This window comes from Mycobacterium helveticum, assembly GCF_007714205.1.
Lineage (GTDB): Bacteria > Actinomycetota > Actinomycetes > Mycobacteriales > Mycobacteriaceae > Mycobacterium > Mycobacterium helveticum.
In genome coordinates, this window is record NZ_VMQU01000028.1 from 21,396 (window position 1) to 46,890 (window position 25,495).

The 25,495-nt window shown below is 69.7% G+C and carries 25 protein-coding genes and 2 pseudogenes; 10 read left to right on the forward strand and 17 right to left on the reverse strand.

Features of this window, described 5'->3' with window-relative positions:
- Entirely contained in the window at window positions 1-897 is an 897-nt protein-coding gene (locus tag FPZ47_RS08925) for an alpha/beta fold hydrolase (protein WP_144948384.1), read from the reverse strand.
- Window positions 898-978: 81 nt separating this feature from the next.
- Window positions 979-2,019 (reverse strand): aliphatic amidase, encoded by a 1,041-nt coding sequence (locus FPZ47_RS08930; protein WP_144948386.1) that lies wholly within the window; start codon window positions 2,017-2,019, stop codon window positions 979-981.
- A gap of 296 nt (window positions 2,020-2,315) precedes the next feature.
- Between FPZ47_RS08930 and FPZ47_RS08935 the strand changes: the two genes are divergently transcribed.
- Window positions 2,316-3,119, forward strand: a complete 804-nt coding sequence (locus FPZ47_RS08935) for a potassium channel family protein (protein ID WP_144948389.1) — start codon at window positions 2,316-2,318, stop codon at window positions 3,117-3,119.
- Here FPZ47_RS08935 and FPZ47_RS08940 read toward each other — a convergent pair.
- Window positions 3,082-3,408, reverse strand: coding sequence for a DUF202 domain-containing protein (locus FPZ47_RS08940; protein ID WP_144948391.1), 327 nt, complete (start codon window positions 3,406-3,408; stop codon window positions 3,082-3,084). The genes FPZ47_RS08935 and FPZ47_RS08940 overlap by 38 nt on opposite strands.
- Window positions 3,405-3,770: a YidH family protein gene (locus tag FPZ47_RS08945; protein WP_144948394.1), complete on the reverse strand. Its 366-nt coding sequence runs from the start codon at window positions 3,768-3,770 to the stop codon at window positions 3,405-3,407. Before FPZ47_RS08945 ends, FPZ47_RS08940 begins: the two co-directional genes overlap by 4 nt.
- On the opposite strand from FPZ47_RS08945, the gene FPZ47_RS08950 reads away from it, so the two are divergent.
- Window positions 3,762-4,481, forward strand: a complete 720-nt coding sequence (locus FPZ47_RS08950; RefSeq protein ID WP_425461741.1) for a haloacid dehalogenase type II — start codon at window positions 3,762-3,764, stop codon at window positions 4,479-4,481. The genes FPZ47_RS08945 and FPZ47_RS08950 overlap by 9 nt on opposite strands.
- Before the next feature lie 5 nt (window positions 4,482-4,486).
- Here the strand turns inward: FPZ47_RS08950 and FPZ47_RS08955 are convergent, their stop codons facing one another.
- The 5 genes and pseudogenes from FPZ47_RS08955 to FPZ47_RS08975 all read right to left on the reverse strand — a co-directional run bounded on the left by FPZ47_RS08955 (window position 4,487) and on the right by FPZ47_RS08975 (window position 9,149).
- Window positions 4,487-4,873: a hypothetical protein gene (locus FPZ47_RS08955; RefSeq protein ID WP_144948509.1), complete on the reverse strand. Its 387-nt coding sequence runs from the start codon at window positions 4,871-4,873 to the stop codon at window positions 4,487-4,489.
- A 132-nt stretch (window positions 4,874-5,005) separates the two neighbouring features.
- Window positions 5,006-5,519: pseudogene (locus FPZ47_RS08960) on the reverse strand (ester cyclase).
- 34 nt (window positions 5,520-5,553) lie between these two features.
- On the reverse strand, window positions 5,554-6,408 hold the full coding sequence (locus FPZ47_RS08965; protein ID WP_144948400.1) for a TauD/TfdA dioxygenase family protein: 855 nt from the start codon (window positions 6,406-6,408) through the stop codon (window positions 5,554-5,556).
- Window positions 6,409-6,438: 30 nt separating this feature from the next.
- Window positions 6,439-7,734 carry a cytochrome P450 gene (locus tag FPZ47_RS08970; RefSeq protein WP_144948403.1) on the reverse strand — a complete coding sequence of 432 codons (1,296 nt, stop codon included), beginning with the start codon at window positions 7,732-7,734 and terminating at the stop codon, window positions 6,439-6,441.
- Between the two features lie 245 nt (window positions 7,735-7,979).
- Window positions 7,980-9,149, reverse strand: a complete 1,170-nt coding sequence (locus FPZ47_RS08975; protein WP_144948406.1) for an MFS transporter — start codon at window positions 9,147-9,149, stop codon at window positions 7,980-7,982.
- Window positions 9,150-9,226: 77 nt separating this feature from the next.
- Here FPZ47_RS08975 and FPZ47_RS08980 point away from each other — a divergent pair, with 77 nt between their 5' ends.
- Window positions 9,227-10,312, forward strand: coding sequence for an NAD(P)H-dependent amine dehydrogenase family protein (locus FPZ47_RS08980; protein ID WP_144948409.1), 1,086 nt, complete (start codon window positions 9,227-9,229; stop codon window positions 10,310-10,312).
- Between the two features lie 162 nt (window positions 10,313-10,474).
- Here the strand turns inward: FPZ47_RS08980 and FPZ47_RS08985 are convergent, their stop codons facing one another.
- The 3 genes from FPZ47_RS08985 to FPZ47_RS08995 form a co-directional block, all read right to left on the reverse strand.
- Complete coding sequence (locus tag FPZ47_RS08985; RefSeq protein WP_144948412.1) at window positions 10,475-11,428, reverse strand: SDR family oxidoreductase; 954 nt, start codon at window positions 11,426-11,428, stop codon at window positions 10,475-10,477.
- 124 nt (window positions 11,429-11,552) lie between these two features.
- Entirely contained in the window at window positions 11,553-12,167 is a 615-nt protein-coding gene (locus tag FPZ47_RS08990) for an MBL fold metallo-hydrolase (RefSeq protein WP_425461742.1), read from the reverse strand.
- 8 nt (window positions 12,168-12,175) lie between these two features.
- Entirely contained in the window at window positions 12,176-13,261 is a 1,086-nt protein-coding gene (locus FPZ47_RS08995; protein WP_144948416.1) for an S-(hydroxymethyl)mycothiol dehydrogenase, read from the reverse strand.
- A gap of 102 nt (window positions 13,262-13,363) precedes the next feature.
- Here FPZ47_RS08995 and FPZ47_RS09000 point away from each other — a divergent pair, with 102 nt between their 5' ends.
- The 3 genes from FPZ47_RS09000 (at window position 13,364) to FPZ47_RS09010 (ending at window position 15,928) form a co-directional block, all read left to right on the forward strand.
- A complete protein-coding gene (locus FPZ47_RS09000; protein WP_144948419.1) occupies window positions 13,364-14,446 on the forward strand; it encodes a class I SAM-dependent methyltransferase in 1,083 nt (360 codons plus the stop codon).
- Window positions 14,446-15,273 (forward strand): serine hydrolase domain-containing protein, encoded by an 828-nt coding sequence (locus FPZ47_RS09005; RefSeq protein ID WP_144948422.1) that lies wholly within the window; start codon window positions 14,446-14,448, stop codon window positions 15,271-15,273. The genes FPZ47_RS09000 and FPZ47_RS09005 overlap by 1 nt, the downstream gene beginning before the upstream one ends.
- A 142-nt stretch (window positions 15,274-15,415) precedes the next feature.
- Complete coding sequence (locus FPZ47_RS09010) at window positions 15,416-15,928, forward strand: DUF3145 domain-containing protein (protein WP_144948425.1); 513 nt, start codon at window positions 15,416-15,418, stop codon at window positions 15,926-15,928.
- On the opposite strand, the gene FPZ47_RS09015 is transcribed toward FPZ47_RS09010, so the two are convergent.
- Both FPZ47_RS09015 and FPZ47_RS09020 read right to left on the reverse strand, forming a co-directional pair.
- On the reverse strand, window positions 15,909-16,826 hold the full coding sequence (locus FPZ47_RS09015; protein WP_144948428.1) for a diacylglycerol kinase: 918 nt from the start codon (window positions 16,824-16,826) through the stop codon (window positions 15,909-15,911). The two genes, FPZ47_RS09010 and FPZ47_RS09015, sit on opposite strands and share 20 nt — an antisense overlap.
- The gene (locus tag FPZ47_RS09020; RefSeq protein ID WP_144948512.1) at window positions 16,823-18,403 is read right to left on the reverse strand and encodes an FAD-binding oxidoreductase; all 1,581 of its coding nucleotides are present in this window, start codon (window positions 18,401-18,403) and stop codon (window positions 16,823-16,825) included. The genes FPZ47_RS09015 and FPZ47_RS09020 overlap by 4 nt, the downstream gene beginning before the upstream one ends.
- Before the next feature lie 47 nt (window positions 18,404-18,450).
- Here FPZ47_RS09020 and FPZ47_RS09025 point away from each other — a divergent pair, with 47 nt between their 5' ends.
- The 4 genes from FPZ47_RS09025 to FPZ47_RS09040 all read left to right on the forward strand — a co-directional run bounded on the left by FPZ47_RS09025 (window position 18,451) and on the right by FPZ47_RS09040 (window position 22,992).
- Window positions 18,451-19,020 (forward strand): TetR/AcrR family transcriptional regulator, encoded by a 570-nt coding sequence (locus FPZ47_RS09025; RefSeq protein WP_144948431.1) that lies wholly within the window; start codon window positions 18,451-18,453, stop codon window positions 19,018-19,020.
- Window positions 19,017-20,531 (forward strand): glycerol-3-phosphate dehydrogenase/oxidase, encoded by a 1,515-nt coding sequence (locus FPZ47_RS09030; protein ID WP_144948434.1) that lies wholly within the window; start codon window positions 19,017-19,019, stop codon window positions 20,529-20,531. The genes FPZ47_RS09025 and FPZ47_RS09030 overlap by 4 nt, the downstream gene beginning before the upstream one ends.
- 93 nt (window positions 20,532-20,624) lie before the next feature.
- Window positions 20,625-21,254 carry a TetR/AcrR family transcriptional regulator gene (locus FPZ47_RS09035; protein WP_144948437.1) on the forward strand — a complete coding sequence of 210 codons (630 nt, stop codon included), beginning with the start codon at window positions 20,625-20,627 and terminating at the stop codon, window positions 21,252-21,254.
- Window positions 21,255-21,354: 100 nt separating this feature from the next.
- Window positions 21,355-22,992 carry an FAD-dependent monooxygenase gene (locus FPZ47_RS09040; protein WP_144948440.1) on the forward strand — a complete coding sequence of 546 codons (1,638 nt, stop codon included), beginning with the start codon at window positions 21,355-21,357 and terminating at the stop codon, window positions 22,990-22,992.
- On the opposite strand, the pseudogene FPZ47_RS09045 reads toward FPZ47_RS09040, so the two are convergent.
- From FPZ47_RS09045 to FPZ47_RS29335, 3 genes and pseudogenes are all read right to left on the reverse strand, one after another.
- Window positions 22,962-23,811 (reverse strand): annotated as a pseudogene (locus tag FPZ47_RS09045) (endonuclease domain-containing protein). The gene FPZ47_RS09040 and the pseudogene FPZ47_RS09045 sit on opposite strands and share 31 nt — an antisense overlap.
- A 133-nt stretch (window positions 23,812-23,944) precedes the next feature.
- A complete protein-coding gene (locus tag FPZ47_RS09050) occupies window positions 23,945-25,366 on the reverse strand; it encodes an acyl-CoA carboxylase subunit beta (RefSeq protein WP_144948443.1) in 1,422 nt (473 codons plus the stop codon).
- A 34-nt stretch (window positions 25,367-25,400) separates the two neighbouring features.
- Window positions 25,401-25,495 (reverse strand): hypothetical protein (locus tag FPZ47_RS29335; RefSeq protein ID WP_246859836.1); only part of this gene is annotated, 95 nt, incomplete at its 5' end.

Genomic DNA, 25,495 nt, shown 5'->3' on the forward strand with positions numbered 1-25,495 from the left:
TCACTTCGCCGCATCGAGGAATTCGTTCACCGCGTCGGCGAACTCGACGGGGCGGTCGCGCACGAGCCAGTGGCCGCATGGGGCGAGGACGCGCAGCTGCCCGTGAGGGACCGCTTGCGACGCCCGAATCGAATCCGCCACCGGCACGAGCTTGTCGTCGCGGCCCGCGAGCATCAGCGTCTCCGCTTCGATTTGCGGCAGCTTCGCCATGAGCGACAAATTGGCGGGGTCGGCGAACGCCCATCGCTGCGTGGCCGCAAACGCTTCGCCGGCACGCGGGCGCTTGCCACTGACGACGACTGCGTCGATCAGACCGTCGGTCAGCGCGGCCGCGTTCGTCATGCCCAGACCGGCGCGCAATTGCAGGCGAATGAGCCCGCGGCCCAGGCTTACCGAGAGACGGTACATTCGCCTCTGCAGCGCGGGGTGACGGACGAGCCACTCGACCGTGCGCATGAACCTGAACCTGTCGGTGATGCCGCCCGGGTTGATCGCGAGGATACGGCGCACCACGCCGGGGTGGTCGATGGCGACGGCCAGGGTGATCCAGCCCCCGAGCGACAACCCTCCGAGATCGACCCGGTCGAAGCCGTGGCCGCGGATCAGCTCGGCGACCCACTCGCCGTACCAGGGGACGGAAAAGGGCGAATCAGAAGGGAATTCGCTGTCGCCGTAGCCGGGCAGGTCCGGGGCGATGACCCGCCGGCGCCGCCCCAGGGACACCAGCGCCGAACCGTAGGACACCAGCGCCGAGTCGAGGCCGCCGCCGTGCAGCAGGATCAGGGGCGTGACGCCGTTGCCCGGGTCGACCTCGAAGACCCGCGTGCGGATACCTCGAACGTCGATGTCACGCGCGTTGATCCCGGCGGGAACCCGCACAGACCGGGCACCGGTCACCGGACCCTCCCGACTCGACGATGGGGCGTATCAGGCTCACACCGGGCGCGGTGCGCACCAGGGGCGGCGTCATCGTGACCGTCACGCCGACGTCTCGTCTTGCCCGCTGGGCAGGTCGCCCACCGGGCACTCGGCGACGCCGATGGTGTCGCGGGTGATCGACTCCACGTTCTCCTGGGCTTTCTTCGGGTCGTTCACCCAGAGTTTGTAGAAGTCGAACGGGCACTCGGCGACGCCCTTGTCGCCCTCGCCGGCCGCGTGCACACCGGTGTAGCCGCGATGCAACAGCTTGAACAGGTGGTTCTGCGATTGCCCGGTGCGCCGCGCGTCGCGGATCGCCGAGATGGACAGCTGCGCATACTGGATGCCGTACTCCTCGGTCCCGGTTTCACCCAGGGTGCGGCCGTCGAATCCGACGATCGCGGAATGCCCGAAATAGCTGTAGACGCCGTCGAATCCGGCCGCATTGGCGACGGCGACGTAGACGTTGTTGGCCCAGGCCATCGCCTTGGACATCAACACCGTCTGCTCGGCGGCGGGATACATGTAGCCCTGCGAGCGGACGATGAGCTCGGCGCCTTTCATCGCGCAGTCACGCCAGATCTCGGGGTAATTGCCGTCGTCGCAAACGATCAGCGACACCAGGATCCCTTTCGGGCCCTCGACCGCGTAGGTGTCGGACCCCGGATACCACGGCTCGATCGGATTCCACGGAATGATCTTGCGGTATTTCTGCACGATCTCACCGCGGTCGTTCATCAGGATGAGGGCGTTGTACGGCGGTTTGTGGGGATGTTCCTCGTGCTGTTCGCCGGTCAGCGAGAACACCCCCCACGTCTTGGCGGCCCGGCACGCCTCGGCGAAGATCTGCGTCATGGGGCCGGGGACGGTGGTGGCGGTCGCGTACATCTCCGCCTCGTCGTACATGATGCCCTGGGTCGAGTACTCCGGGAAGGCGATCAGATCCATCCCGGGCAGGCCCCGCTTGACGCCCACCACCATGTCGGCGATGCGCTGCGCGTTGGCGAGGACCTCGTCGACGGTGTGCAGTCGCGGCATCTTGTAGTTGACCACGGCGACACCGACGGTATCCGGACTCGACGAGATGTCTCCGTGCCTCATGCTGGATCGATCCTCTCGGCGACTCGCGTTGGCGCGCGGCGAAACCGCTAATTTACCACCAAGAGCAATAGTTGCATAAGGTGGTAATTGTCCCGGAAACTGGCTTTGAGAACGGAATTCCCAGGGTTTGATTTCCAGGGTTTGATTTCCGGGGTTTGATTCCCGGGGTTTAACTCCCAGGGTTTGTCGGTCGCGTCAGGCGGACCGGCCGTGGGCCGGGCCGAGTCGGTGTAGCGCCGCGAAACTCGGGAACACTGGGAAGCCGGCAGCGATCAGGAGTTCGGAGGGCCGTCCGCGTGGGTGAGCGAAGCATCAAGCAGACACGAGACGAAAGCTGGCAACGCGTCACCGAGTTGCCGTTGGCCTTGGTCGCCATCGCCTTCATCGCCCTGTACTCGGTACAAGTGCTGGGCCACCTCGGGCACGCGGGGAGGCACATCCTGTGGATGTCGAGCTGGGTCTCCTGGTGTCTTTTCGTCGGCGACTACCTGGTCCGCCTCAAACTGGCGTCCGACAAGCGGCACTGGTTCGTCCATCACCCGTTCGACCTGCTGGTCGTCGTGCTCCCACTGATGGGACCGCTGCTGCTCCTGCGACTGGCCGTGCTGGCCGGGGCGTTGCAGAAGGCCGTCGGTATGGCGGTGCGCGGCCGCATCCTCACGTACACCGTCACGGGTGTGTGCCTGCTGATCTATGTGTCGTCGCTGGCCGTCCTCGACTTCGAACGCGACCACCTCGGAGCCAGGATCACGTCGTTCGGCAAGGCGTTGTGGTGGGCCGTCACCACCGTGACCACCGTCGGCTACGGCGACCTGTACCCCGTCACCGTCCCCGGCCGGCTGGTTGCGGTGATGCTGATGATCGGCGGCATCACCCTGGTGGGCGTGGTCACCGCGTCGCTGGCCTCGTGGATCGTCGAGCGGGTGTCGGAGACCGACACCGCGAACCGGGCGACCTCGTCCGCCGAAATCGCCGAGCTGCGCCACGAAGTTCGCCGGCTGGCCGAACAGCTACGGCGAGTCGCCGAGCACGCCGAACTGGAGTCGCAGCGGTCGTTGACGGCTACCGGAGGAGCTGGCCGATGGTCGTCACGACGATGAGCAGCAGCGAGGCCACCCCGATGACGTAGATCGGCCGCCGGGCGGTGATCCTGGTGCCGATCGGCCGCTGCAGTATCCGCTGGCGCCGAACCGCGATGCAGTAGGTGAGCAACGCCACCGCACCGGCCAGCACCGCCGGGATCACCCCCGCCGGCCCGAGCGGGCCGTGCAAATTCCTGATCATCAGCAGCGCGCCGTTGACCAGGAACGCGAACGAGGTGCGCGACCAGGACAGCGCCGTCCGCTCCGCCTGAAGCCCGCGGTCGGAGGGGGCCGGTGCGTCACTCAAGCCAGTACCGCCTTGGCGATGACCAGCCCGAGCGCGACGAGCCCGACCAGGCTGAGGCCCACCGCGAGGTACATCGGCGAGGGGTGACGGGGCAAGGGGTCGCCGTGGCGCATGGCCCGGTCCGCTTGCTGCCAGCGCAGCAACCCCATGCCGCTGGTGAGGATGGCCAGCACCGCGAGGCCCACGCCCAGCCCGCGGCGTGCGCCGGGAACGGTCAGCTCCGGAACCAGTTGCACCAGTGCGACGGCGGCGGCGAGTAACCCCAGTGCGGTCCGCTGCCAGGCCAGGAACGTCCGTTCGTTGGCGAAGGTGAACCGGTAGTCGGGTTCTTCCCGTCCGGCGCTGTCGGCGTCATCGGCCACGAGGCACATCGTAGATTGGTGCCCGTGGTGCGGGCGTTGCTGTTCGACGTGCAGGGAACGGCGACGGATTTCTTTTCCACGCTCTGCGAGGAGGCGCGGCGGATCAGCCCCGCCCCGGGCGTCGACTGGCCGGACGTGGTGCGCCGATGGCGCGCCGGCTACTTTGCCGCCCTAAAGGACGCGCGTGCTCACCACAACGGGTGGCTGTCGGTGCACTCGGTGTATCGCGGCGCTCTCGACGATGTGCTGGAGGACGGCGTTCTGTCGGTTGCCCAGCGCGACGAGCTCACGCTGGCCTGGCAGCGCCTGCGGCCGTGGCCGGACGTGGTGCCCGGGCTGACGCGGCTGAAGACCGCGTTCACGTTGGCGACGCTGTCGAACACCGACGTGTCGGCGCTGGTCAACATCTCCAAGCGGGCCGGGCTGCCCTGGGATGCGGTCTTCGCCGCGGAGATGGCCGGGGTGTTCAAACCCGACCCGGCGATCTACCGCATGGCCGGCACCTATCTGGGGCTCGAACCGGCCGAGATCATGATGGTGGCGAGCCACAAGTACGACCTGCGCGCCGCGGCGGCTCTGGGGTTCGGCACCGCATTTGTCGCGCGACCGCTGGAATTCGGGCCCGGCGGGGCAGCCGACGTGGCCTACTCCGCGGAGTTCGACGTCAACGCCTCCGACTTCCTCGACCTCGCCGAGCAACTCGGCTGCTGAACGTTTCAGCGGTGCACGGACCCGGTGAGCGATTGGCCGTCGGCGCCCTGCAGCAGGCAGATGACGGTGCTGGGGGTGGGGTCGGCGCCGGTGCGGTCCTGGTTGGAGTCGATCAGGTAGGTGATGGTGTAGGGCCCGCCGTCGCCGGGCCGGCCGGTGTACGGCCCGAGTCCGGCGGCGCAGTCCCGGTTGGCGACGGTGGCGACGGCACTGTCGACGGCCATCGGGGCCCTCAGGTAGACCTCGGCCAGATGCGCCGTGCCGCAGTCGACGACGGTGACGGTCACCCGGCTCAGGTCAGCCGGCGGCAGGTCGGACACGCAGTCGCCGACCTCGAGGTCGATCCACTTCTCGGTCCGCGAGCCGTGCGGCGGCGGGGCCGCGGTGACCATCTCGGCGGCCGGAGCGGGCGGTGGTGCGGCCGTCGGGCGGGCCTGGACGCCGTTCGTGGCGCAGGCCGTCAGGGTCGTGGCTGCGGCCAGTCCGCACACCGCATGCAGGCTTCGCACGCCGTGCAGTGTAGGTCAGGTGAAGGCGCAGGGCCCGGTGTTTGTCGGCGCCCGATCCGGCTTTGTCGACGACATCGACAGCAGGCCGCGCACGCAGCGCGCGGCGACCAGCCAGTTCACCGGCCACTTCATGTCCAGCCCCCCGGCAGCTGTCTGACCATGGTCGGCGTGTCGAAGTAAATGCGTTCGCAGACAAGCGTTTCGGACTCGTCGAAAACGAGATAGGCGGTCATGCGCACCCGGAACCTGCCGTCGGTCGGCGGAACCTTGCCCAGGTGGCCGCGATGGGTACCCGTCAGCCAGAACTCGACGACCACCGCGTCGGCGCTGTGCCGTAGCGCGGTGATCCCGGGAAACGCGGTGCGGGTGTCGGCGGAGTAGGCGCGCACCGCCCGTCGCCGTCGTGGACGACCAGTTGCGGGAGCAGCTCGTAGCGCGGATGCGGGAACGTCGACAGCACGTCGTCCCGGGCATAACGGACCTCGTCGCGGAAGTGGTCGAGCACGAATTTCTGGCGCGCGGCCCGCACCTCGGGCGCGGGGAACGCGGGGCTGCTCGCGCAGTCAGGGTGACGGCTCGAGCGGCGGGCCGACGATCGCCCGGCTGTGCTCTCCGTGCACGCCGACCGGCACATCACCCATCAAGGAGACGCGGTGCAGGAGCCGCTGCTGGCCGTCGTAGTCGGCCACGGCGCGGTGCTGGGTCGCCCGGTTGTCCCAGATCGCCACGTCGCCCGGTTGCCAGTCCCAGCGAATACTGTTCTCGGGCAGCGTAATTCGCCGCTGCATCAACTCCAGCAGCACGTTCGACTCGTGATCGTCGAGGCCGACGAGGCCGCGTGCGAAGCTGCCCGCCACCAGGGTGCGTTCACCGGTGTCCGGGTGGACCCGCACCAGCGGATGCTCGGTGTGATACTCCGGCTTGCCGGTTCGGTTGGTGTGCACCACCCACAGGTCCCCGGCGAGCCGCCTGAGCGGTTCGGGCAGTGCCGCGTACGCCGCCGCGGTGCAGGTCCACAGCGTCGACCCCCCGTACGGGGGCATGGTGACCGCGCGCAGCATCTCCACCCCGGGGTAGTTCGTGGCGAACGTGAGGTCGCTGTGCCAGCGGTTGTCGTAGCCGTACCGGGAGTCGACCCGATGAACGAGCGGCGCATTCCGCAGCGGGTAATACCCCGTCGACGGGTGGCCGGCCAGCATGAACGACAGGGGATCGCCCAGCAGTCGGGCGAACGCGACCTGACCGGCGTCGTCGAGGTGGTCCTGGCCGCGGAAGAAGATCACCTTGTGTTCCAGCAGGGCGCGGTAGATCTGCTCGGCCATCTCCGCCCCGAGGTCACCGCCGAGGCGCACGCCCTCGATGCAGAGGCCGATGTGGCTGCTCAGCTTCCTCACGGTCGGCGGCGTCGTTGCGGGCATGGCCTCCGAGCCTATAGCCGGGGCGGGTCGTCACCTCGGGGGAGTCCAGGCCACGGGCAGGTTCTTGATGCCGTGGATGAACTGCGACAGCAGGCGCGCGGGTTCGTCCGTCGCCACGATGTCGGGTATCTCGCGGCGCAACTCGTCGAAGACCACCCTGATCTCGCGGCGGGCCAGGTTGGCGCCCAGGCAGAAGTGCGCGCCGCCGCCGCCGAACCCGAGGTGCGGGTTGGGGGTGCGCGCCACGTCGAACAGCCAGGGGTTGCCGAACGTGGACTCGTCGCGATTGGCCGAGTTGTACCACAGCGCGACCTTGTCGCCTTCCTTCATCTTGGTGCCGCGCAGCTTGTAGTCGCGGGTCAGGGTGCGCCGCATGTAGACCACCGGCGAGGCCCAGCGCACGATCTCCTCGACGGCGGTGGGTGTGAGGCGGTCGAAGTCGGCCCACCACCGGTCGCGCTCGGCGGGGTAGCGGGACAGGGCCGCCACCCCGTGGCTGATCGCGTTGCGCGTCGTCTCGTTGCCCGCCACCACCAACAGGATGAAGAACGACGCGATCTCGGCCGACGTCAGCCGTTCGCCGTCGACCTCGGCCTCCACCAGGCTCGTCGTGAGGTCGTCGTGGGGGTTGGCGCGGCGGTCCTCGGCCAGCGCGCTGGCGTAGGCGCCGATGTCCATCGAAACCCGGAGAAACTCGTCGAAGTCGGTGGACAGATCGGGGTCGCCGAACCCGAGAATGACGTTGGTCCAGTGGAAGACCCGCTGGTGGTCTTCCTCGGGGATGCCCATCATGTCGCAGATCACCTGCAACGGCAGGGGCCCGGCGAGTTCGGTGACCAGCTCGGCCTGCCCGTCCGGATGGTCGGCGATCAGCGCGGCAACCAGCCGGCGGGCCCGCTCGCGCACCGACGCCTCGATGCGCGCCACCACTTTCGGGGTGAAGGCCCGGCTCACGATCGAACGCAGCCGCTGATGCCGCGGATCGTCGAGCACGATCATCGAGCCGAAGTATTCGGAGATCTCCGGCAACTGGTCGCCGATCGTGATGCCGCCCGCCGAGCTGAAGATCTCCGGATGGCGGCTGGCGAAATGAACGTCGTCGTGCCTGGTCAGCGCCCAGTACCCGCTACCCCCCTCGAACCCCTCGTACTCGATCGCGGGCCAGAACGAGATCGGGTCCTCGCGGCGCAGGGTAGCGAAGGCGCCGTCGCGGAAGTCGTCGTCGCGGCCCCAGAACTCCAGCGACTGGAGATGAATGTCGGCCAATGGGATCTCGGGCGGCGGCGCCCCGTTCGCACGCGTCGCGATGCCCGTCTCGAGGCTCACCTGCATCTCCTTCGCCGTTGAAGTGGTGGGGGAGAGCCTAATCCGTTCGAACCGCCGGCGGGAGTGTTACGTGCGCCCGGCGCGGTCAGTGCGTGCCGACGGTCCTGCCGCCCGCCGACTGTGCGTCGCTCACCACGTTGCGGTCGAGCAGGATCCGGCAGTGCATCGGTCCGGGCCCCTGCGCGCTCAGGACGAGCACCTCGCCGCCGAAGCCCCTGAACTGGGTCGACCAGGGCAGTGCGGCGTCAGCGTCGGGCGGCGGCGCCGAGCAGCACCACGGCGAACACCGCGCCGACCGAACCGGAGATCAGCAACGGCAGCCGGCCGTCGGCGCCCCACAGGTAGCCGGCCCACAGTCCCGCCGCGAGCACCGCGAACCCGCTGAGGCCCTGGAACAGCCCCTGGGCGTTGGACTGCAGCCCACCCCCGACAAGCGTTGAGATCCATGCCTTCCCGACCCCGTCGTAGCAGGCGGTGAACAACCCGTACACGACGATCAGACCCCACGCGGTCGCCGGGTCCGTGGTGATGCCCAGACCCAGATAGCCGACGGCGAAGAACACCAGCCCCACCCCGTAGGTCACCGGCCGGCCGAAGCGGTCCGCGAGCACACCGGCCGGCAAGCTTGCCAGCGCGTACACCGCGTTGTAGCCGACGTAGGCCAAGATGACACCGACGACCGAAAAGCCGATCTCCTTCAGCCGCAACAACAACAGCGCGTCGGGGAAGTTGACGACGCTGAACGCGACCAGGAACCAGACCACTTCCCAGTAGCGGCCGGGCAGCTGCCGCGCGCCGGCGAAGATCGAGTGCCGGACCGCGCGCGCCACGTCCCGCGGTCGTTCGCGCACCCAGGCGATCAGCAGGACGCTGAGCACCGCGGGGACCACCGCCAGGTAGAGCACCGGGCCGATCCGGTGGTCGAACAGCTCATAGCCGGCCAGGCCGAGCAGCGGACCGATGACCGCGCCGAGCGTGTCCATCGTCCGGTGAAACCCGAACACCCGCCCGCGCTGGGCCGGCTCGATGCCGTCGACCAGGAGGGCGTCGCGCACCGCGCCGCGCAGCCCCTTGCCCAACCGGTCGACCACCCGCCCGACCAGCACCCCGGGCCACGCCCCGGCGGCCGCGACGATGAGCTTGCCCAACGCCGCCATGCCGTAACCGGTCGCGATCAGGGGGCGGCGGGCGAACCGGTCGCCCAGCGGACCGGACACGACCTTGGTGAGCGACGCCGCGCCCTCCGCCGCGCCCTCCACCGCCCCGACCACCGACGGCGGCGCACCCAGCACGGTCGTCAGATAGATCGGCAACAGCGGGTAGAGCAGCTCGCTGGCAGAGTCTTGCAGCAGCGACACCAGCGACAGCACCCACACGTTCTTGGTGAGCCAGGCCGGCTTCGTCGCCCGTTGCACGTGCCAGATGCTAGCTGTCACCGGTGCCGCGCGCTTAGTGTGTGAAGCCGGGCAGGGGCCGTGACAGGAAGGTGAACATGTCGGAGCGCGGGTCAAAGCGTGTGGTGGTTTGGGGCACCGGGTTCGTCGGCAAGATGGTGATCGCCGAGATCGTCAAACACCCGGCGTTCGAGTTGGTGGGCGTCGGCGTCAGCAACCCCGACAAGGTCGGGCGCGACGTCGGCGAGATCTGTGGGTTGCCCGAGCCGGTCGGCGTCGTCGCCACCGACGACGTCGACGCCCTGATCGGCCTCAAACCCGACGCGCTGGTGCACTACGGCCCGACGGCGATGCACGCCAAGGACAACATCGCGCTGATTACCCGGTTCCTGCGGGCCGGCATCGACGTGTGCTCGACCGCGATGACCCCGTGGGTCTGGCCGAGCATGTCGCTGAACCCGCCGCAGTGGATCGAGCCGATCACGCAGGCCTGCGAGCTGGGTGGGTCGTCGTGCTTCACCACCGGCATCGACCCCGGGTTCGCCAACGACCTGTTCCCCATGACGCTGATGGGCCTGTGCTCCGAGGTGCGGCGGGTGCGCGCCTCAGAACTGCTCGATTACACCAACTACGAAGGCGACTACGAAGTCGAGATGGGCATCGGCCGCGAGCCCGAATACAGCCCGATGCTGGAGAACCCCGACGTGCTGATCTTCGCGTGGGGCGCCACCGTCCCGATGATCGCGCACGCCGCCGGCATCATGCTCGACGAGATGACCACCACCTGGGACAAGTGGGTGACCCCGACCGAGCGCACCACGATCAAGGGCGTCATCAAACCCGGGCACGTCGCCGCCGTGCGATTCACCATCAACGGAATCTATAAGGGCGAGAAGAGGATTCAGCTCGAACACGTCAATCGCATCGGCCGCGACGCCGCCCCGGACTGGCCGTCCGGTCACGACGACGACGTTTACCGGGTGGACATCGAGGGGACGCCGAGCATCTTCCAGGAGACGGCGTTCCGGTTCACCGACGGTTCGGGCCGGGACGCGGCCACGGCCGGTTGCCTGGCCACCGGGATGCGGGCCCTGCACGCGGTTCCCGCGGTCAACGAGTTGCGGCCGGGCTGGGTCACGCCGCTGGACCTGCCGCTGATCGCGGGGGTCGGGAACATTCGCTGACTCCCCGCGCGTAACACAGCTCACGCATCGCGGGCGCCCGGACAGGCGACATGTTCCGGCGGCACAATCACGCTCAGCGCCGGACGAGGGGGCGTGTTGTCGATCGGCGCGACCATACTCTCGGCGGCGCGATTGGAAAGCCTTTGCGGTGCAGCGCGTTTCTCAGGCCGGCTTCGGGTAGCTCACGCCCGTCAGCCGTTCGGACAGCTCCCACAGCCGTCGGCAGTCGGCGTCGGCGCGGGCGCGGGCGGGGACGTGGGCCGGCTTCACGCCGCCGCCGGCGGCCTCCAGGAGGCCGAGGGGCCCGTAGAAAGCTCCGCCCGCCGCGCCCGGCGTGGCGGCCGCGTACAACGCGGGCAGAATCCCGTCGTCGATCTCCTGCCACAGAAACGGTGTCCACCGCCACGACGCCTTGTAGAACCGCTCCATCAGCGACGGTTTGTCGCGGCCGTGGGACGGCCCGCTGATCTGCAGGTTCGTCATGGTCAGGCCGGGGTGGGCGGCGTTGGACACGATGCCCCAGCCCGCCTGGCGGCTGCGGCGGTCCAACTCGCGGGCGAACATGAGCACGGCCAGCTTCGACTGGCCGTAGGCCGCCATCGCCGAGTACTTCTTCGCGAACTGCGGGTCGTCGAAGTGGATGCGGCCGTAGCGGGCCGCCAGGCTGCTCAGCGAAACCACCCGTGCGCCGTTGGCGGCCCGCAACAGCGGCAGCAGGTGTGCCGTCAGGGCGAAGTGGCCCAGATGGTTGCTGCCGAACTGCAATTCGAAGCCGTCGGCGGTGGTGTCGCGCGCCGGCGGCGTCATGACGCCGGCGTTGTTGACCAGGATGTCGATGGGGCGGCCCTCGGCGTTGAGCTGTTCGCCCAGCGCGGCGACCGCGGCCAGCGAGGACAGATCCAGGGGCTTGATGGTCAGCTTGGCGCCGGGAACGGTGGCGTGGATCTTCTCGATCGCCGCCTCACCCCTGGCGTGGTTGCGGATCGCCATCACGACGTCCGCCCCGGCCGCCGCCAGCCGGCGGGTGAGCCCGAATCCCAGCCCGCTGTTGGCCCCGGTGACCACGACGAGCTTCCCGGACAGGTCCGGCACGGTGGCGACGAGGAAATGACTCATGGGCCATAGTGTGCGCCTTTGCCGGTTGCCTGCGGGCGCGAGCGTGCGTGTCGGTACGGCGACACGCCGGTGGGGCCGGCACTCTGCGCACCCTCGCGGGAGGGGCGCACCCTCGCGGGAGGGCTCAGTGCCCGCGGGCGACCCACTCCTCGTAGTGCACGATCTCGTCGCCGACGGTGGTGCTGTCGCCATGGCCGGTGTGCACGACGGTGTCGCCGGGCAGCCTGCCCAGCCGCTCCGAGATGGACCGCAGGATCGTCGGGAAGTCGGAGTAGGAGCGTCCCGTCGCGCCCGGGCCGCCGGCGAACAGGGTGTCGCCGCTGAACACCGTGTGCAACGCGGGCGCATACCAGCACACCGATCCGGGGGAGTGGCCCGGGGTGTGCAGCGCCCGCAGCTCGGTGCCGGCGACGCGCAGCGTGTCGCCGTCGGAGACGGTGCGGAAGTCCTTGTCCGGGTGGGTCATCCGCCACAGCACCTCGTCGCCGGGATGCAGCAGCACCGGCGCGTCGAGGGCGTTGCCCAGTTCGGGAGCCACCGTGACGTGGTCGTTGTGGCCGTGCGTGCAGACCACCGCGACCACCGTGCGGCCGCCGACGGCGTCCAGGATCGGCTCTGCGGTGTGGGCGGCGTCGAACACCACCACCTCGGAGTCGTCGCCGACGATCCAGATGTTGTTGTCGACTTCCCAACTGCCGCCGTCGAGTTCGAAGGTCCCGTGGGTGACCACTTTCTGGATGGGGCGTGTCACAACATCACCACCGAACGCAGCACCTTGCCGCCGTGCATCTTGTGGAACGCCTTCTCGACGTCGCCCAGCCCGATACGTTCCGACACGAACTGCTCCAGCGGGAGCCGGCCCTGCAGGTACAGGTCGATCAGGGTGGGGAAGTCGCGCTCGGGCAGGCAGTCGCCGTACCACGACGACTTCAGCGCACCGCCGTGGGAGAAGAAGTCCACCAGCGGCATGTCCAGGTGCATGTCGGGCGTCGGGACACCCACCAGCACAACGGTTCCGGCCAGGTCGCGGGCGTAGAAGGCCTGCTTGTAGGTCTCGGGCCGCCCGACGGCGTCGATCGCCACGTTGACGCCGAAGCCGTCGGTGAGGTCCCGGATGGTCTTCACGACGTCCGCCTCGCGGGCGTTGACGGTGTGGGTGGCGCCGAACTTGCGGGCCCACTCCAGCTTGGTGTCGTCGGTGTCGACGGCGATGATCCGCCGGGCCCCGACCAGCGCGGCGCCGGCGATCGCGGCATCGCCCACGCCGCCGCAGCCGATCACCGCCACGGTGTCGTCGCGGGTCACCCCGCCGGTGTTGATCGCCGCGCCGATGCCGGCCATCACGCCGCAGCCGAGCAGTCCCGCGACGGCCGGGTCGGCTTCCGGGCTCACCTTGGTGCACTGGCCCTCGTGCACCAGCGTCTTGTCGGCGAACGCCCCGATGCCCAGCGCCGGGGTAAGTTCGGTGCCGTCGGTCAGCGTCATCTTCTGCGCGGCGTTGAAGGTGTCGAAGCACAGGTGTGGCCTGCCGCGTTTGCAGGCCCGGCACCGGCCGCACACCGCGCGCCAGTTCAGCACCACGAAGTCACCGGGCGCCACCGCCGTCACACCAGGCCCCACCGCTTCCACCGTGCCGGCGGCCTCGTGGCCCAGCAGGAACGGGTACTCGTCGTTGATACCACCGTCCCGGTAGGTCAGGTCGGTGTGGCAGACCCCGCAGGCGATGACGTCGACCACGACCTCGCGCGGCCCGGGGTCGGGGACGACGACGTCCACCAACTCGACGGGTTCGCCCTTCTTCCGTGAAATCACGCCGCGCACTGTCTGACTCATAGCCCCGACCCTACTGGTGACCGCCATACATTTCGCAGCGGCCCGTCCACCCATCCGCCGGAATCGGCGCAGGTTCATGCCGCCGGTGTAGCGTCGCCAAGCGTGACGGCATCCGAGGAAACCACGCACGAAGCCACCGAAACCACCAAGGAATTCGCCGGGCGGATCGTGGGCGCCATCGACGGCGCCAGTCTGGCGTTGCTGCTGAGCATCGGGCATCAGACCGGTCTGCTCGACACCATCGCCGGGCTGCCCCCGTCCACCAGCGCGCAGATCGCCGAGGCGGCCGGCCTCAACGAGCGCTATGTGCGAGAGTGGCTGGGCGGCATGACCACCGGGCACGTCGTCGACTACGACCCCGACTCGGCGACCTACGCGCTGCCCGCCCACCGCGCCCGCGTGCTGACCCGGGCGGCCGGACCGGACAACCTGGCGCTGGCGGCGATGTTCATCCCGCAGCTGGGCGAGGTGGAGCAGCAGATCATCGACTGCTTCCGCCGGGGCGGCGGCCTGCCCTACAGCGAATACCGCCGCTTCCACACCCTGATGGCCGAGCAGAGCGCGGCGGTGTACGACAACGCGCTCGTCGACGTGGTGCTGCCGCTGGTCGACGGGCTGGTCGAACGGCTGCGTTCCGGCGCCGACGTGGCCGATCTCGGCTGCGGCAGCGGGCATGCGATCAACGTGATGGCGCGGGCGTTCCCGGCCAGCCGGTTCACCGGCATCGACTTCTCCGAGGAGGGCATCGCGGCCGGCCGCCGGGAGGCGGCCGAGCTGGGCCTGACCAACGCGAGCTTCGAGAGCCGCAACCTGCCCGAACTCGACAAGGCCGGCGCGTATGACGTCATCACGGTCTTCGACGCCATCCATGACCAGGCCCACCCGGCGCGGGTCCTGGAGAACATCCACCGCGCGCTGCGGCCCGGCGGCGTCCTGCTGATGGCCGACATCAAGGCCTCGAGCCGGCTTGAGGACAACGTCGGGGTGCCGATGCGCACATACCTCTACACGACGTCGTTGATGCACTGCATGACCGTGTCGCTGGCGCTCGACGGCGCCGGCCTGGGCGCCGCCTGGGGCGAGCAGCTGGCCACCTCGATGCTGGCCGACGCCGGGTTCGGCGACGTGCGCGTGGCCGAGATCGAGTCGGACCCGATCAACAACTACTACGTCGCCAGGAAGTGATGGCCGCTCCCGGCGCCCTGGCGGCCATCGCCGACTGGCCGGTTACGGCCGCCGCCGCCGCGGTGGTGGGACCCGCCGGCGTGCTGGCCGACCACGGCGACACCCGGCGGGTGTTCGCCCTGGCCTCGGTGACCAAACCGCTGGTGGCGCGGGCCGCCCAGGTCGCCGTCGAGGAGGGGGTCGTCGACCTGGACACCCCGGCCGGGCCGCCCGGTGCGACGGTCCGCCATCTGCTGGCGCACGCGTCGGGCCTGGCCATGCACTCCGATCGGGTGCTGGCCAAGCCGGGCACCCGGCGGATGTACTCCAACTACGGCTTCACGGTGCTCGCCGAGACCGTGCAGCGGGAGTCGGGCATCGAGTTCGGGCGCTACCTCACCGAGGCGGTGTGCGAACCGCTGGCCATGGGCGGCACCCGGCTCGACGGCGGCGCGGCGGAGGCCGGGTTCGGCGCGACCTCGACGGTGGCCGACCTCGCGTCGTTCGCCGGCGACCTGCTGTGCCCCTCGATCGTCTCGGCGCAGCTGCACGCCGAGGCGGCCACGGTGCAGTTCCCCGGCCTCGACGGGGTGCTGCCCGGCTACGGCGTGCAGCGGCCCAACGACTGGGGCCTGGGTTTCGAGATCCGGGACGCCAAATCGCCGCACTGGACGGGCGCCCGCAACTCGGCGCGCACGTACGGCCATTTCGGCCAGTCAGGGGGCTTCATCTGGGCAGATCCCGACGCGGGGCTGGCGCTGGTGGTCCTCACCGACCGGGATTTCGGGCAGTGGGCGCACGAGCTGTGGCCCGCGATCTCCGACGCCGTGCTCGGCGAATACCACTAATCGGCTGTGAAGACTAGCGCAACACGGGCATCACAGGGCACACTAGACACGCAAGACACAACAACATCAGCACAGCATCCCGCTTGTCGGGTCCACCAGGTCGTTGGGGAAGACGTCCCTCGTGGAACCGAAGGAGCAACAGATGCGTGCGACGAATCAATTCGCCGACGTGACGGCGGGCGTGGTGTATGTCCATGCCTCGCCCGCGGCGGTATGCCCGCACGTCGAGTGGGCGTTGTCGTCGACGTTGGGCGCCAAGGCCAACCTGACGTGGACGCCGCAGCCGGCGATGCCCGGACAGCTGCGCGCGGTGACCAACTGGGTGGGGCCGGTCGGCACCGGCGCCCGGCTGGCCAACGCGCTGCGCTCCTGGTCGGTGCTGCGGTTCGAGGTCACCGAGGACCCCAGCCCCGGCGTCGACGGGCAGCGGTTCAGCCACACCCCACAGCTGGGGTTGTGGAGCGGGGCGATGAGCGCCAACGGCGACATCATGGTCGGGGAGATGCGGCTGCGGGCCATGATGGCCCAGGGCGCCGACGCGCTGGCCGCCGAGCTGGACACGGTGCTGGGGACGGCGTGGGACGACGCGCTCGAGGCCTATCGCGACGGCGGCGACGCCGGCGAGGTGACCTGGCTCAGCCGGGGCGTGGGCTAGGCCGCAGCACCCGCAGCGCGGCCGGAACCGCGGAGATCTCGGCGGGCAGCGGGCACGCGAAGTCGCCGTCGGCGTAGACGTTGATGCCAGGGCAGTCGACCTGGATCGAGCCGGCGCGCGCCGTGCTCACCTCGTCGAGGTCGACGTGCGTGCCCTTCATGACGGTGGGGAACAGGCGGACCAGCTTGGTGCGGGACGCCTCGTGCACCATGGTGATGTCGAGCAGGCCGTCGCCGTGGTCGGCGTCGGGACAGATCAGCATGCCCCCGCCGTAGCTGCGGGTGTTGCCGAACGCCACCAGCGTGAGATCGGCGGCGATCTCCCGGGTTCCGTCGAGCACCATGCGGAACGGCAGCAGCCGCAGCTGCGAGAGTTCGGCGAGCATCGCCAGGTAGTAGCGCGCGCGTCCGTGGGGCCAGCCCATCCGGTTGGCCCGATCGGTCACCAGGGAGTCGAAGCCGGTCGCCGCCACGGTCCCGAACCACTTGTCCCCCCCGGACCACTGAATCCGGCCCAGGTCAACGGTTTCTGTCCAGCCGTCGACGACGACGTCCGCGGCCGCCTCGGGATCGTTGGTGGGGATGCCGAATTCGCGGGCGTGGTCGTTGCCGGTGCCCGCCGGGACGATCCCCAGCGGGACCCCGGTGCCCGCGAGCACCTGCAGCGCGTTGGAGACGACGCCGTCACCCCCGGTCGCCACCACCGCGTCGGCACCTTGCTCGAGCGCCGCGCCGACCAGTTGGCGCGCCTCGTGCGCGTCGTCGCCGATGATCTCGACGACCTCGACGCCGCGACGGTGCAGCCGGGCGATCGCGAGCTGGGCCGCCCGGATCGCGGCGCCGTGGCCCGAGGCGGGGTTGGTCAGCGCGATCACCTTGCCGATCTCGCGGCGTGTCATGGAATCAGCTTGCCGGGGTTGAGGATTCCGGCCGGGTCCAGTGTCGCCTTGACCGCGCGCAACACCCGCACGCCCAAGTCGCCGACCTCGTCACGCATCCAGGGCCGGTGATCGGCGCCGACGCCGTGGTGATGGGTGATCGTCCCGCCGGTGGCCACGATCGCGTCGGACGCCGCCTTTTTGGCGGCCCGCCACTGCTCGATCGCGTCACCGCGCTGCCCGGCGACGACGGTGAAGTACAACGACGCGCCGCAGGCGTAGACGTGCGAGATGTGACACATCACCAGGGCCGGCGTGCCCGTCGCGGCCAGCGTGTCGGTAAGCGCTTGGGTGACAGCGCCTTTGAGCGCGGGGATGTTGGACCAGTCGGTCGCGGTCTCGAGGGTCTCGCACAGCGCACCCGCCGCCAGCAGCGAGTCGCGCAGGTACGGCGCAGCGAACCGGCCCCGCTCCCACGCCTGCGCCGGCGCTTCGCCCAGTGACGTGCCGCCGCCGGCCGCGAGTAGCGCGCTGGTTTCGGCGTGCCGGCTCCCGGCGTGTTCCGCGGTGCCCTCGAACACGGTGATGGCCAGGCAGCCGCCCGTGATCTGGCTTTCGCCGATCGACTCGGTGGTGGCGAGGTTGACCCCGGTTTCGGCCTCGTCGGAAAGCCGGATGACCGTGGGGCCGGTGCCGGTTTGGGCGACGGCGCGCAGCGCCGCGGTCCCGGATGCGAAGTCGGGGAACGACCACGCCTCGTGGCGGACGACTTCCGGCTTGCGGTGGACGCGCAGCCGCACCTGCGTGATGACGCCGAGGGTGCCCTCCGAGCCGAGCAGCAGCTGGCGCAGGTCGGGACCGGCGGCCGAGCGGGGGGCGTGGCCCAGGTCCATCGTGCCCACCGGGGTGACCACGCGCAGTCCGCGGACCATGTCGTCGAACCGGCCGTAGCCGGCCGAGTCCTGACCGGAGGATCGGGTCGCCGCGTAGCCGCCCATGGTGGCGTATTCGAAACTCTGCGGGAAATGGCCCAGCGAGAAACCGTGTCCGCCGAGCAGGCGTTCGGCGTCCGGCCCGGTGACGCCGGCCCCGAACACGGCCTGCCCGGACACCTCGTCGATCCAGATCAGGCGGTCGAAGCGGCGCAGATCGAGTGACACCACGGCAGCGAACCCGTCGCGGGTGGGATCGAGACCGCCGACCACGCTGGTGCCGCCGCCGAACGGGACCACGGCGATGCGGTGCTTCGAGCAGTGGCGCAGGATCGCGGCGACGGCGTCCTCGTCGCCGGGCAGCAGGATCGCGTCGGGCGCGTCCTGGACGCCGGTGTCCTTGCGTCGCAGCAGGTCAAAGATGGACTTGCCGCCGGCGTGCAGCAACCGGTCGCGGTGGGCGGTGCGGCAGTACTCGGCGCCGACGATGGCGGCCAGCGCGTCGACATCGGCCCGCGACAACGCCGACGGGCGCAGGTTGACCTGGTCGGGGTCGAGGTCGGGCCGGTCGTGGTCTTCGAGGCCCACGGCCTGCGTCAGCAGCGCCCGGATGCCGTCGGAAAGCGGCGTGGCCGCGGCGGGATCCCCCCAGGCGTTCCATTTCATCGGCGGCAGGAGCTCCCCGGGTTGGGTCATGCGTTACAGTATTACAGATGTTGTCAACCAGTAATGCGCCGTCGGACACCGGGGAGCGAATCCTGGTCGCGGCGGCCAGTTGCGTGGTCGATTTCGGTGTCGACCGGGTGACGCTCGCCGAGATCGCGCGGCGCGCCGGGGTGAGCCGGCCGACCGTGTACCGGCGCTGGCCGGACACCAGGTCGATCGTCGCCGACCTGCTGACCCGGCGGGTCACCGATGCCACGCGCGAGGCGCCGCTGCTCGGCGACGACCGGGAATCCCTGGTGCGCCAGATCGTGACGGTGGCCGACCTGCTGCGCCGCGACCGGCTGGTCATGTCGGTGCTGCACTCGGAGCTCGCGCCGACCTACATCACCGAACGGCTGGGAACCAGCCAGCGCATGATGATCGACACCCTCGCCGCCCGGCTCCGGGCGGCGCAGCGGCACGGCAGCGTCCGCGCGGGCGATCCCGTCCAGCTGGCCACCATGGTGTTGCTGATCACGCAGTCGACCATCCAGTCGGAGCGGATCGTGCGCCCGATCCTGGACGCCGACGCGCTGGACACCGAACTCGTCCACGCCCTGAACGGATACCTGTCATGACCGTCGCCCTCAACGCCGCACGGCGCGCGGCCGACCTGAGGGCGCTGACCGACGGCGAGCCGGTGGACGTCGTCGTGATCGGCGGCGGCATCACCGGCACCGGCATCGCGTTGGACGCGGCGTCGCGCGGACTGCGGGTGGCGCTGGTCGAGAAGCACGACCTCGCGTTCGGCACCAGCCGCTGGAGCTCCAAGCTGGTTCACGGTGGCCTGCGCTACCTGGCGACCGGCAACGTGGGGATCGCCCGGCGCAGCGCCATCGAGCGCGGAATCCTGATGACGCGCAACGCCCCTCATCTCGTGCACGCGGTGGCGCAGCTGGTTCCATTGCTGCCGTCGATGGGGCATGCCCAGCGCGCGCTGATCCGCACCGGGTTCCTCGCCGGTGACGCGTTGCGGGTGCTCGCCCGGACGCCGTCGTCGACCCTGCCCCGATCGCGCCGGGTTTCGCCGCAGCGCGTCGTGGAGATGGCGCCCACCGTTCGCCGCGAGGGCCTCGACGGGGGCCTGCTGGCGTATGACGGGCAATTGATCGACGACGCCCGACTGGTGGTCGCGGTCGCGCGCACCGCGGCCCAGCACGGCGCCCGGATCCTCACCTATGTGGCGGCGTCGCAGGCCACCGGGACGTCGGTGCGCCTGACCGATCGGCGCACGGGCGATTCGTTCGACGTGTCCGCCGGCGCGGTCGTCAACGCGACGGGGGTGTGGGCGGGGGAGATCGACGGGTCGCTGCGGTTGCGGCCCAGCCGCGGCACCCATCTCGTGTTCGACGCCGCCACCTTCGGCAATCCGACTGCGGCGCTGACGATTCCGATCCCCGGCGAGCTCAACCGGTTCGTGTTCGCCATGCCCGAGCAACTGGGTCGCGTCTATCTCGGCCTGACCGACGAGGACGCTCCCGGCCCGGTTCCCGACGAGCCGGAGCCGTCCGCCGCCGAGGTGTCGTTTCTCCTGGACACCGTGAACACCGCGCTGGGCACCGCGCTCGGCTCGCAGGACGTGATCGGCGCCTACGCCGGGCTGCGGCCACTGATCGACACCGGCGTCGAGGGCCGCACCGCCGACCTGTCGCGCGATCACGCCGTCATCGAATCCGAGTCCGGCGTCATCAGCGTGGTCGGGGGCAAGCTGACCGAATACCGTTACATGGCCGAGGATGTCGTCAACCGCGCCGTCGGCCTGCGGCGGCTGCGCGCCTCTCGGTGCCGGACCCGCAACCTCCCGCTGATCGGCGCGGGGCGCCCACCCGCCGGGCTGCCGGCGTCGCTGGTGGCGCGGTACGGCGCGGAGGCTTCCGACGTCATCGCGTGCGCCACGTGCGAACGCCCGACCGAGCCCGTCGCCGACGGCATCGACGTGACCCGCGCGGAGTTCGAATACGCCGTCACGCACGAGGGCGCGCTGGAGGTCGGCGACATCGTGGACCGGCGGACCCGGATCGGGTTGGTGCCGCGGGATCGCGAGCGCGTCGTCGCCGTGGCCGAGGAATTCCTGGCGCTGCGGCGCTGACCCGACGCCGTTGTGCTTGCCTTGGCCCTGCCGCGCCGGTAAATTTGCGGCGGAACCGCTTCGTATCGCCAAACGGACCGAGGATTTGCCGCCATGAGTCCCGACAGCGTTCGAAGCGACCGGCCGCCGCGCCGACCGTCGGGCAGCACTCGGGGGCGCTTTGACCCCTCGCTGGACGCGGCCATCCTCGAGGCGGCTCTGGCCGGTCTCGGCGAGCAGGGCTACGACCGGATGAGCATGGACGACATCGCCTCGCGGGCTCGGGTGGGCAAGGCCGCGATCTACCGGCGCTGGCCGTCGAAGGCCGCGGTGGTCGCCGAGGCGATCGCCCACTGGCGACGAGGCCTCGGGCCCGTAGAGCCCCCGAACACCGGCAGGCTTCAAGGCGACATCGACGCCATCGTGGCGATGGTTCCCGACCTCAACCAGGCCGAGCTGAGCACGGTCAAGGTGATTGTCGGGGTCGCGACGGCGGCGATGCGCGATCCGGTGCTGGCGGCCGCGCTCGACGACCTGGCGCTGTCGGCGCCGCGCCAGATCGTCCGGGTCGTTCTCGACCACGCCGTGGCCCGCGGCGAGATACCCGCGGACCGCGATCTGAGTCTGATACCCGACGCGTTGCTGGGCCTCAACGTCCTGCGACTGGTGACGGGACGACCGATCGATCGCGTCTACGTCCGGCGCGCCCTGGAGCAGGTGCTGTTGCCGCTGGCCGCCGGCTGACGCCCGTCCGGCCCTTGCGCGCCGGGGACATTGGTGTCATCCTCGACACGGAACGGAACTGATACGTTTCGCCTATGCGGTCTGACTCCGAGGAGGCGAAATGAACACCAACGTCACGCGTGTCCCGGTGCTGATCGTGGGCGCCGGCGCGGTCGGGCTCGCCGCGTCCGATCTGCTCGCCAAGTACGGGGTCTCCTCACTGCTGATCGAAAAGCGACGCGAGGTCTTCCTGTATCCCAAGGCCCGCAACCTGAGCTTCCGCAGCCTGGAGATTCTTCGCGGGCTGGGCTTGAGCGACCGGGTCCACGCCGTCGCCGACGGGGTGTCCGGCATGGTCGTCAAGCCGACGCTCAATAGCGCCGACGAGGCGCCCGCCATGGACGTCGACGCCATCTTCGCGCCGTTCGCCGGCCTGAGCCCCGAACCGCCCGCGCAGTATTGCCCGCAGAGCAGGCTGGAACCGATGATGCTCGCCGACACGCGCCGGCGGGGGAGCCAGGTTCGCTACGCGACGGAACTGGTGTCGTTCGAGCAGGACGACGCCGGCGTGACGGCCGTTGTGCGCGATAGGGATTCGGGCGAGACGGAGACGGTGCGCGCGGACTACCTCGTCGCGGCCGACGGGGTGCACAGCCCGGTCCGGGATTCACTCGGGTTGACCACCTCAGGGTATGGCGCGCTGCCGATCTTTATCGTATTCGTCTACTTCAAGGCGCCGTGGCGGACCTTCGTGCCGAACCTGCGCGACGGCGACGGCGTGCAGGTCAAGAACGCCGACGTGGACGGGATCTTCCTGGTGGCCGAGGGCGACCTGGGCATGTTCATCACCACGTACCTGCCGCGCGAGGGTGAAACGGCGGCACAATTCACGCCGGAGCGGTGCGCCGAGCTGCTCACCAGGGCCGTCGGAGAACGCATCGACATGCAGGTCATCGAGATCGCGCCGTGGCAGCCCTACGAGCGGGTGGCAGACCAATTCGCTTGCGGGCGGGTCTTTCTCGTCGGCGATGCCGCCCACACCATGCCGCCGTTCAAGGCCGGCGGCGCCAACACGGGCATCCAGAGCGCGGACAACCTGGCCTGGAAGCTCGCCGCCGTGCTGAATGATCAGGCCGCACCCGCGCTGCTGAGCACCTATCACACCGAGCGGCATCCCGTCGGGCGCTTCAACGCGCACCAGTCGCTGACCGGGCCGTCGCTGGTGCTGCTTCGCCTCGACGACGACCGGCCGCAATTGCCGGCGGACGAAGAGACGCCGATGCTGGGGTTGTTGGCTGGCTACCAATACCGTTCGGCGGCAGTCGTTTCCGGCGAAACGCCGCCCGCGGGCCCGGATGCGGTGTCTTTGGTTGACGAGTTTCGGGGACAACCCGGCACCCGTGTTCCGCACGCCTGGATCCGGTACGAGGGGGAGCGCGTGTCGACCCTCGACCTGCTCGGCAGCGGGTTCACGATGCTCACCGGCGACGAGCGCTGGGGTTCCGCCGTGGCATCGGCGGCGGCCGAGCTGGGCGTCTCGATCGCGATGCATTGCATCGCCGACGACGCCTGGGGCGCCGTCACCGGGCTCGATTCGCAAGGGGCGCTGTTGGTTCGCCCGGACGCGTTCGTGGCCTGGCGCGCGGAGGCGCTGCCCGAGCAGCCGGAAGCCGAACTGCGCCAGGTGCTCTCGAGTATCCTGGCTCGCGGTGAGGTTGCTCGCCAGCATCAACCAGCCATGCACTGGCGGTCCAGGTGAGCGGCGATGCGATCGGCCAGGCGGTCGGGTTCGCGGCGAACATCCTGTACGACAATGGGAATGATCGTCCAGCCCAGCTCCTGGATCTTGGCCCACCTGATTTTGTCGCGGAGCATCTCTTCGCGCCCCGCATGCCAGTCAATGCTTTCGTATTCGGCCGCCAACCGCCCATCCGGCCATGCGAAGTCGACGCGCCACAGCTCGCGATCGCGGCCATGGATCGGATATTGCAGTTCCGGCAGCGGCAGCCCGCGATCGATCATGACGAGGCGGGCTTCACTCTCCATCGCAGATTCGGCACGGCCGTCGGCGAAAGGCAACAGCCCGCGTACCGCGACTATGCCTCTACGGCCTCGCTGTTCGGCGACGGCGCTTTCGATCTCGGTGCGGGTACACCACAGCGAACGCAATGCGGCGTCGAGCGTCGCCAGTCCTCGCGGGCGCTGCAATTGTCGTGCGACCTCAACTGCGGTCCACGCTGGTGTGGTGGCCAGACGTCCGGCTGTCCGTCTCAGCGGTGCGCCGGTGCGTTGATGGATCATCAGACCGATCGTCGGACGCATCCGTACCCCGGGGCCCAGGACGTGCACCGGTGGTGCCCATGCAGGCAACCGCGTGCCGGCCCATGAAGATGTCGAGGGCGGCCAAGCAGCCCAACAGATTTGGCTGTTGGGCCGCATAGATTCCATACCAAACGCGGATAAGGCAGCCTGATTTGACCTGAACGTCGAGCTGTTGACGGGTCATCACGGTGAGCAGCTGCGCGGTGGTGGCGAAACCGCCGGCCCGCTCAAGGACTGCTGACGCTTCCGGATGCACCGCCAAAGCATGCGAGGGGCATGTCGCATCGGCCACTCACGGCTGGGGATAGCTGTGGCGGGCAGACGCGGAATCGCACGCGCGCGCCGCGCGCGATGCGATTCTGCGTCTGCTCGCGCTAAAGGCGGCGACCCTACAGCGGGATGTTCTTGTGGCGGCCGCGCCGTGCCGGCGCCTGGGCCAGCGCCTCGGTGAGCTTGCTGCGGGTGTGCGCCGGGTCGATCTTCTCGTCGACCACGCCGATCTCGATGGCGCTGTCCACCCCGCCGGCGATGCGCTCGTGCTCGGCGGCCAGCTCGTCGTGCAGAGCCTCGCGCTCGTGCTCGGGCGCGGCGGCCAGCTTCCTCTTGTGCAGGATGCCCACCGCGGCCTTGGCGCCCATCACCGCGACCTCGGCGTCCGGCCAGGCGAACACCTTGGTCGCGCCCAACGAGCGGGAATTCATCGCGATGTAGGCCCCGCCGTAGATCTTTCGGGTGACCAGCGTGACGCGCGGCACCGTGGCCTCGCCGAACGCGTGCAGCAGCTTGGCGCCGCGGCGCACCACGCCGCCCCACTCCTGGTCGACCCCCGGCAGGTAGCCGGGAACGTCGACGATCACCACCAGCGGAATGCCGAACGCGTCGCACAGGCGCACGAAACGCGCGGCCTTCTCGGCGCTTTCGGAGTTCAGGCAGCCCCCGAGGCGCAGCGGGTTGTTGGCCAGCACGCCCACGGTGCGCCCCGACAACCGGCCCAGCCCCACCACCATCGACGGCGCCCACTTGGCCTGGAACTCGTCGAACGGCGTGTCCGCATCCAGCACGGCGGTGACGATCGGGTGCACGTCGTAGGCCCGCCGGGGCGATTCGGGCAGCAACGCCCTGATGTCGGTGTCACCGGCTTCGGCGCTGCCTCGGTCGAAATGACCCTGCTGGCAGAACAATCCGACGAGCCGACGGCCACGCTCGTAGGCGTCGAGCTCGTCGTCGGCGACGATGTGGCACACCCCGGACTTCTTGTGGTGGGTGTCCGGGCCGCCGAGCGAGGCCATGTCCACGTCCTCGCCGGTGACGCTGCGCACCACGTCGGGCCCGGTGACGAACACCCGGCTCTCCGGAGCCATCACGATCACGTCCGTCAGCGCGGGACCGTAGGCGGCGCCGCCGGCGGCGAAGCCGACCACCACCGAGACCTGCGGGACGTAGCCGGACGCGCGGATCATGGCCTCGAAAACCGTTCCGACCGCATGCAGCGCCCGCACCCCCTCGGCCAGCCGCGCCCCGCCGGAGTGCCAGATGCCCACGATCGGGCTCTGCTCCTCGATCGCGGTGTCGTAGGCGTTGACGATGTGCGCGCAGCCCTCGACACCCATCGCGCCGCCCATCACGGTCCCGTCGGTGCAGAAGCCGATGGTGCGCACGCCGTTCACGGTCCCCGCGGCGGCGAGCACGCCCGAGCGGTCACGCTCGTGCAACAACTGCACGCTGCCGTCGTCGAAGAATGTGCTCAGGCGCAGCAGCGGGTCGCGGGGGTCGAGCGATTCGCCAACCGCCTCGGGGGCCGTGATTGTCATCGCGTGTCTCCTGTTTCGGTGATGTTCGAGAGGATCAGTACCGCCCAAACGTGATCGCGACGTTGTGTCCGCCGAATCCGAACGAGTTGTTGATGGCGTAGTTGTACGTGCCGGGCCGGGGTTTGCCGG

Excerpts from the sequence above, each read along its gene's own strand:
- FPZ47_RS08930 (WP_144948386.1), bottom strand. The coding sequence starts at position 2,019 with ATGAGGCACGGAGACATCTCGTCGAGTCCGGATACCGTCGGTGTCGCC.
- FPZ47_RS08955 (WP_144948509.1), bottom strand. The coding sequence starts at position 4,873 with ATGGTCACCGCGGCCCCGCCGCCGCACGGCTCGCGGACCGAGAAGTGG.
- FPZ47_RS08965 (WP_144948400.1), bottom strand. The coding sequence starts at position 6,408 with ATGCCCGCAACGACGCCGCCGACCGTGAGGAAGCTGAGCAGCCACATC.
- FPZ47_RS08980 (WP_144948409.1), top strand. The coding sequence starts at position 9,227 with ATGTCGGAGCGCGGGTCAAAGCGTGTGGTGGTTTGGGGCACCGGGTTC.
- FPZ47_RS08985 (WP_144948412.1), bottom strand. The coding sequence starts at position 11,428 with ATGAGTCATTTCCTCGTCGCCACCGTGCCGGACCTGTCCGGGAAGCTC.
- FPZ47_RS08995 (WP_144948416.1), bottom strand. The coding sequence starts at position 13,261 with ATGAGTCAGACAGTGCGCGGCGTGATTTCACGGAAGAAGGGCGAACCC.
- FPZ47_RS09005 (WP_144948422.1), top strand. The coding sequence starts at position 14,446 with ATGGCCGCTCCCGGCGCCCTGGCGGCCATCGCCGACTGGCCGGTTACG.
- FPZ47_RS09010 (WP_144948425.1), top strand. The coding sequence starts at position 15,416 with ATGCGTGCGACGAATCAATTCGCCGACGTGACGGCGGGCGTGGTGTAT.
- FPZ47_RS09015 (WP_144948428.1), bottom strand. The coding sequence starts at position 16,826 with ATGACACGCCGCGAGATCGGCAAGGTGATCGCGCTGACCAACCCCGCC.
- FPZ47_RS09020 (WP_144948512.1), bottom strand. The coding sequence starts at position 18,403 with ATGAAATGGAACGCCTGGGGGGATCCCGCCGCGGCCACGCCGCTTTCC.
- FPZ47_RS09025 (WP_144948431.1), top strand. The coding sequence starts at position 18,451 with ATGTTGTCAACCAGTAATGCGCCGTCGGACACCGGGGAGCGAATCCTG.
- FPZ47_RS09030 (WP_144948434.1), top strand. The coding sequence starts at position 19,017 with ATGACCGTCGCCCTCAACGCCGCACGGCGCGCGGCCGACCTGAGGGCG.
- FPZ47_RS09035 (WP_144948437.1), top strand. The coding sequence starts at position 20,625 with ATGAGTCCCGACAGCGTTCGAAGCGACCGGCCGCCGCGCCGACCGTCG.
- FPZ47_RS09040 (WP_144948440.1), top strand. The coding sequence starts at position 21,355 with ATGAACACCAACGTCACGCGTGTCCCGGTGCTGATCGTGGGCGCCGGC.
- FPZ47_RS09050 (WP_144948443.1), bottom strand. The coding sequence starts at position 25,366 with ATGACAATCACGGCCCCCGAGGCGGTTGGCGAATCGCTCGACCCCCGC.